The 5,608-nt window shown below is 40.8% G+C and carries 7 protein-coding genes and 1 pseudogene; all 8 read left to right on the top strand.

What is annotated here, in order from left to right:
• Positions 1-332 precede the first annotated feature (332 nt).
• Positions 333-653 carry a DUF2834 domain-containing protein gene (locus CWO27_RS23285; protein WP_107899590.1) on the top strand — a complete coding sequence of 107 codons (321 nt, stop codon included), beginning with the start codon at positions 333-335 and terminating at the stop codon, positions 651-653.
• Between the two features lie 132 nt (positions 654-785).
• Positions 786-1,262: an HAD family hydrolase gene (locus CWO27_RS23280; protein ID WP_107899589.1), complete on the top strand. Its 477-nt coding sequence runs from the start codon at positions 786-788 to the stop codon at positions 1,260-1,262.
• 125 nt (positions 1,263-1,387) lie between these two features.
• Positions 1,388-2,122: a hypothetical protein gene (locus tag CWO27_RS23275; protein WP_107899588.1), complete on the top strand. Its 735-nt coding sequence runs from the start codon at positions 1,388-1,390 to the stop codon at positions 2,120-2,122.
• A 145-nt stretch (positions 2,123-2,267) separates the two neighbouring features.
• Positions 2,268-2,759 (top strand): hypothetical protein, encoded by a 492-nt coding sequence (locus CWO27_RS23270; protein ID WP_107899587.1) that lies wholly within the window; start codon positions 2,268-2,270, stop codon positions 2,757-2,759.
• 111 nt (positions 2,760-2,870) lie between these two features.
• The gene (locus tag CWO27_RS23265) at positions 2,871-3,257 is read left to right on the top strand and encodes a tautomerase family protein (RefSeq protein WP_107899586.1); all 387 of its coding nucleotides are present in this window, start codon (positions 2,871-2,873) and stop codon (positions 3,255-3,257) included.
• Between the two features lie 10 nt (positions 3,258-3,267).
• Positions 3,268-3,552 (top strand): putative quinol monooxygenase, encoded by a 285-nt coding sequence (locus CWO27_RS23260; protein WP_107899585.1) that lies wholly within the window; start codon positions 3,268-3,270, stop codon positions 3,550-3,552.
• Positions 3,553-3,755: 203 nt separating this feature from the next.
• Entirely contained in the window at positions 3,756-4,613 is an 858-nt protein-coding gene (locus tag CWO27_RS23255; protein ID WP_107899584.1) for a tyrosine-type recombinase/integrase, read from the top strand.
• Positions 4,610-5,608: pseudogene (locus CWO27_RS23250) on the top strand (IS91 family transposase); the annotation flags it as partial. The gene CWO27_RS23255 and the pseudogene CWO27_RS23250, both read left to right, overlap by 4 nt.

Below are 5,608 nucleotides of genomic sequence, written 5' to 3'. Positions count from 1 at the left end.
GATAGTCGTTTCAGAGTACCAACTGACCTAGTTGTCTGATTATAATGAATAAAATTATCGTTGTGTTATGGCGAGAGAGGGGCATTGTTCGCTTTTAAAAAGATTATGCAACGGGTATAGTCGCTGTAGATAAATTGGCGGCTAGAAGTGGAAAATGGACGGCTGACGGGGTACCGGTCTTAATGATAAGAGTGGAACGCAAGTCAGTCCTAAAAAGCAAATTCCATAGATAGAAGCAGCCAAGTCCAACAGGTATTTATCCATTGTGCTACGACAACGGATAAATACTTAAGCGTTAGGGCTTACTACAAAAAATTTGCAAGGATGGCGAAATGGTAAGGTTTTATCTAGTTCTTACTTTGTTAGGTATATTGCTACCGTATGGAGCGTTGGTTCCTTGGCTAGTTACCAATGGCTTAGATATTAGTCTTTTGTTTAGTGAAGCGGTGGCAAACCCCATTAGTATAATGGCTTGGCTTGATGTCTTGGTTGGTGCGATTGCTCTGATAGGTTTTATCTTAGTGGACGGGCAAAAGCACAAAGTGAAGTATCGATATTTTGCAGTGTTGGGAACTTTGTCAGTTGGCGTGTCGTGTGGGCTCCCAATGTACCTTTACCTCAAAGAAAAACAGTCCCTTCAACCACCGCCCTAACAATAAATTTAAGCAGATTCGCAACGCTTGGCATTTTCGGTTTAAATCAGGTTTAGTGTTTACGGCACAATGGGTTAGGTGAGTGGTAGCGTTGCTCACTACTTAATTTGGCGTTATATGCAAGGAGGCATTATGAGAAAAGCTTATCTGTTCGATTGGGGTGACACTTTAATGGTCGACTTTCCAAATACTCCAGGAAAAATGTGTGACTGGGAAACAGTTCAAGCCGTAGATGGTGCTTCTGAAATGTTAGCTTCGTTATCCCAGAAAGGACATTTGCTTTATGTGGCAACTGGTGCTGATGATTCCAGTGTTCAGGATATTGAATTGGCATTTGAACGAGTCGGGTTGTCTCAATTCATTTCTGGTTATTTCTGTAAATCAAATCTTGGTTTATCAAAAGGCAGTTCTGAATTTTATCAAAGAATAGCGAATAAATTAGGTGTTGAACCAAGTCAACTTACAATGGTTGGTGACTCACTTGAAAAAGACATTATCTCAGCGCAAGAGGCTGGTTTAAATGCAATTTGGTTTAACCCGCGAGGATTGGGAAAAGAGAGTTACTCCAATTTTAGAACGATCTCTCAGCTTCATGAGTTAAGCATATAACAAAGCCATCAACACGATGCTTATAACATTCGGCGTTTTTGGTTTGAAGTATAATTGCTTTTGAAAGTTGGTCGTCAGCACGTGTTATGGCGGCGTTATAAGCTCTTAAATAAAAAGGAATATTTGTGGCGGAAGACAGCAAGGAAATAACTCTCACTCCAACGATAACATCGTTATTGAAACCTACCGGTGATTATTTGGGAGGCGAGATTAAAAATTTCGTGAAATCAAAAGTAGAGAAAGCTAAGTTATCTAAGCAATCAGAGAATGTGCAGTGGCATTTAGATAATCTTAGAAATAAAGCAACACTCAATGACTCTAACTTAACTTATCATCAATTAGATATGTTTGATGAATGGGTAGATGGGGCATCAAAAGTAGATCCACAAGATAAACTATTATCTGAAATGTGGCAAAACCTTCTATTGGATTCAAAAAATTGCTTTAATACTGAAATTATTCTGAATAAGCTAAAAGAGCTTAGTTCTGGTGATGCTCAGACTTTGATTAAAGTCTTTTCTAAAGAATCACTTAATAAAGAAGATCGCTATAGGTTAAAAAAATTAAAAAGTCTTGAATTAGTTGAACAAAACGAATTTAAACTAGATTGTTTAAAGTTTATATTTTTAGTGTTATCGGGTGTTGCTATGATTTCAACAGCAACATTATCAATATCACCTCCAGACATATTTTTACAACTGCCTAGATTATTACAAGTATTAGTCTCATGGCTTCCTGTAGTCTTCATTGGGACAATTGTATATATGTTAGTTAATGCTGCTAAATCAGGAAAATCAGCTTTATTTAAATTATGGCAATTAACATGGTTAGGTGAGCGTTTAGTGAATCTAAATAAGTGAGTACGCTTATAACAAATGCATCAACACGATTTGCTACATTCGGCATTCTAAGTTTCTTTGAGTTTACTGTATTAAGTGGTAAGTTTTAGCTTAATCTGCATGGTAGCAAACGTGTTATGCAGGCGTTATATTCCCTTGAGAGTGTATGAGTAAAATAGAACAAAAATTGAGAGAGAATCACCACCGAAGAGAGCGAGAAGCTTTAATACGCGCACTACCAAAGCGAATTAGCGATTTTTTAGAGGGTGTTGAGTATTCAAGCGATGTGAACTGTATACGTTATGCCGCTTTCTCTACTTGGGATGAAGAATTAGATTGTTTAACAACAACTAGAGGTAATATTGAAAATTGGAATAACCATAATTTCAAATACTGGGAAGACCTTATAGGTAAGTTTAAAGAGCTTCCTATATCTGATACTGCTGGTTGGCTGTTTTTTGATTGCCAAGGCCCTTATTATAAAGTCCAATTTACTGAACTACATCGATTTTTGACTGAAATTGAAATGTATACAAAACAGACAGAGATATTTGATTTTGGTTGGGTTGGTGAAGAATTGGATTGCGGAGTCATTGCTGAGTTTAATCAAACCTCGTTTTGTCGTAATGAATTTGAGTTAAGTGTTTGGGGAATATAACAAGCACTTTAAGTCGGAACTCCAACAGTTGGCTGAGTTTCGCTTCGCTACACATTTTAGCCAACTATTTCCGTCCGCTTAAGTGGGCGTTATACGTTCGAAGGAGGAACGATGGTAGTAATATATGGAATCAAAGAGCTTTTGAACCCGATCAAAGCTCAGCTATCTGATGTAATTCAAGCATCTATGACTGAGGTGTTAGGGCTTCCAGAAAGCAAACGTGCTCATAGGATTATTCCCCTCGACAAGTCTGACTTTTACTACCCAGAGGGCAGAACAGATGCCTATACTGTCATTGAAATAAACATGATGGCAGGTCGTGAAGTCGAAACTAAGAAAGCCCTAATCAAAGCACTCTTTACCAACATTGAAGCTCAACTTGGTATCTCACCAGTCGACATTGAAATCACTATCAAAGAGCAACCACCTCATTGTTGGGGTTTCCGTGGCATGACAGGTGATGATGTAACTGACTTAACATATAAAGTGAACGTGTAACGGTGGTGAAATGGGAAAAGTAATTCTGTCGGGGTACATTGAAATACCAGAAAACGAGTTAGAAGTTGTGACTACAGAGCTTGATACGCATATTGAGTTAACTCGACAAGAGGCTGGCTGCTTAGTCTTTGAAGTAACTCAATGTAACGACACCCCAACTAGGTTTAATGTGTACGAAGAGTTCACAGATAAACCTGCGTTTGAACTACATCAGGCAAGGGTTAAGGCATCACTCTGGGGACAGGTGACTACCAATGTAAAGCGTAGTTACAGTATCGAGGAACTGAACGTATAACAAACAATTTAAGTGGGATTCCCAACGCTTGGCATTTTGGGTTCTACTTCAAATTAAGTGTTTATGGCACAATGCTTTAAGTTGGGTGGTAGCGTTGCTCACCCCTTAATTGGGCGTTGAACTAAGCCGCTTCGCGGAGGACTTTCCTCTCCCTTATCCGATAGACCAAACTTATGATGTATCCATAGATTAAGGAATACATCATGACCCCATTAAGACAACAACTTATCGATGAAATGTCGGTTCGCCGTTTTTCTCCGAAAACCCATGCAAGCTATTTACGTTGGGTTAAAGATCTATCTACTACTTACGATCTGTCCCCCGATTTACTCACCGATCAACAGATTAGTGCGTATTTACGTACGCTCACCACAGAGCGGAGCTTAAGTAGTAGTACTTGTGCTCAAGCTTTGAATGCCATCTTGTTCTTTTATCGTGCCGTTTTGAATAGAGAATTTGAAGAGCGACTGGTTCCCCCGATTAAACGCGCCAGTAAAATACCGGAGCTGCTTAATCGCGAGGAAGTAAGAAGTATCATTAGTCATTGTCGAAGTCTTAAATATCAGACCGCACTTGAAATGTGTTATGGATGTGGCCTACGTGTCAGTGAGGTCGTGGGTTTGTACGTGAAAGACATTGATGGTACGGCGAAACGGCTGCACATTCATTGTGGTAAAGGCAAAAAAGATCGCTTTGTTCCACTGGGTGATAGCCAACTGAATCATCTTCGAAATTACTGGTGTCATTATCATCCCACCGTAGTGCTGTTTCCCAGCCTAGAGCCCGAAAAGCCATTGGGTATTAGCTCTTTGCAGAAGTGCTTCAAAGCAGCAAAAGTTGAGGCTAACGTCAGAAAATTAGGGGGAATACACGCCCTGAGACACGCCTATGCAACTCATCAGCTTGAATCGGGCATGCCTTTGAATGTTCTGCGGCGTTACCTTGGGCATTCGAATATTAAAACGACATTGAGGTACACCCATTGGATAGGTCATCACAACGAAAGCTCGGACGGAAGTAAGTTCGACTTAGTTGCTCAACTATGGGAGGAGAGCGAATGAACGCATTATCTCCTTACCAAGCCGTATTAACCCAAGGCTTAGAAGAGCTTGATAAAAGCAAAGTCACACCGAGGCAGTGGCAAGTACTCCATCATTTAAGAGACTGCCGAACAGAGCGTATGGGCAGTTACGACTGGCGTTGTCAGCAATGCGGTCATGAAACGCGTTGGTACTGCTCTTGTCGAGACCGCCATTGCCCCAATTGTCAAGAGCAGATGAGGCAGCAATGGTTAACAAAGCGAAGCCAAGATATTTTACCCGTGGCCTATCATCATATGGTTTTTACCTTACCGCACGAGTTCAATGCTCTGGTTAAAGCGCATCCTAAGGTGGTTTATCAATGCTTGTTTCATTCCGTGTGGGCAACATTATGCGCGTTTGCTAATGAGCGGCATCACCTTGTCGGTCAACTTGGAGCATTAATGGTTCTTCACACTTGGGGAAGAAATCTGAGTCAACATACTCATATTCATTGCCTACTACCGAGTGGGGTGCTTACAAAAGATCGGCAATGGCAACCGACAAGAAAAGAGAGTTACCTGCTTCCGGTTAAAGCCTTATCCGTTCGCTTTAAGAAAGAGATGTTATGTCGAGTAAGCGAGTTGATAGCAACGCACAGTAATTTATTAGAGGAAGCCGCTAGTAAGAGATGGGTTGTGTACAGTAAACCTGTACTCCACGAGCCTACAGCGGTAGTGGGTTATCTATCTCGGTATTGCAATCGTATCGGGTTAAATCCCAACCAATTAAGTTATAACGTGGATGGCCGTATCACGATGAGTTACAAAGACTACCGAACCAATGGGACGCAAAGAATGTGTTGTAATGCGGGCGAGTTACTTCGACGCTTACTTTTACATGTGTTGCCTAAAGGGCTAATGCGAATACGCTACTATGGCTTTTTAGCTAATGCTGTACGGGTAAAGCGATAGCGGAAATTAGGCAAAGCTTACGAAAGCGACCCGCAGAGAAATCGGAAGTGCTGAAAGAGAAAG

Origin of the sequence: Vibrio sp. 10N.286.51.C3 (assembly GCF_003050065.1) — a bacterium.
GTDB classification, from domain to species: domain Bacteria; phylum Pseudomonadota; class Gammaproteobacteria; order Enterobacterales; family Vibrionaceae; genus Vibrio; species Vibrio crassostreae.
Note: the sequence above shows the minus strand (reverse complement) of the source record. Positions and strands in the feature narration are given on the sequence as shown.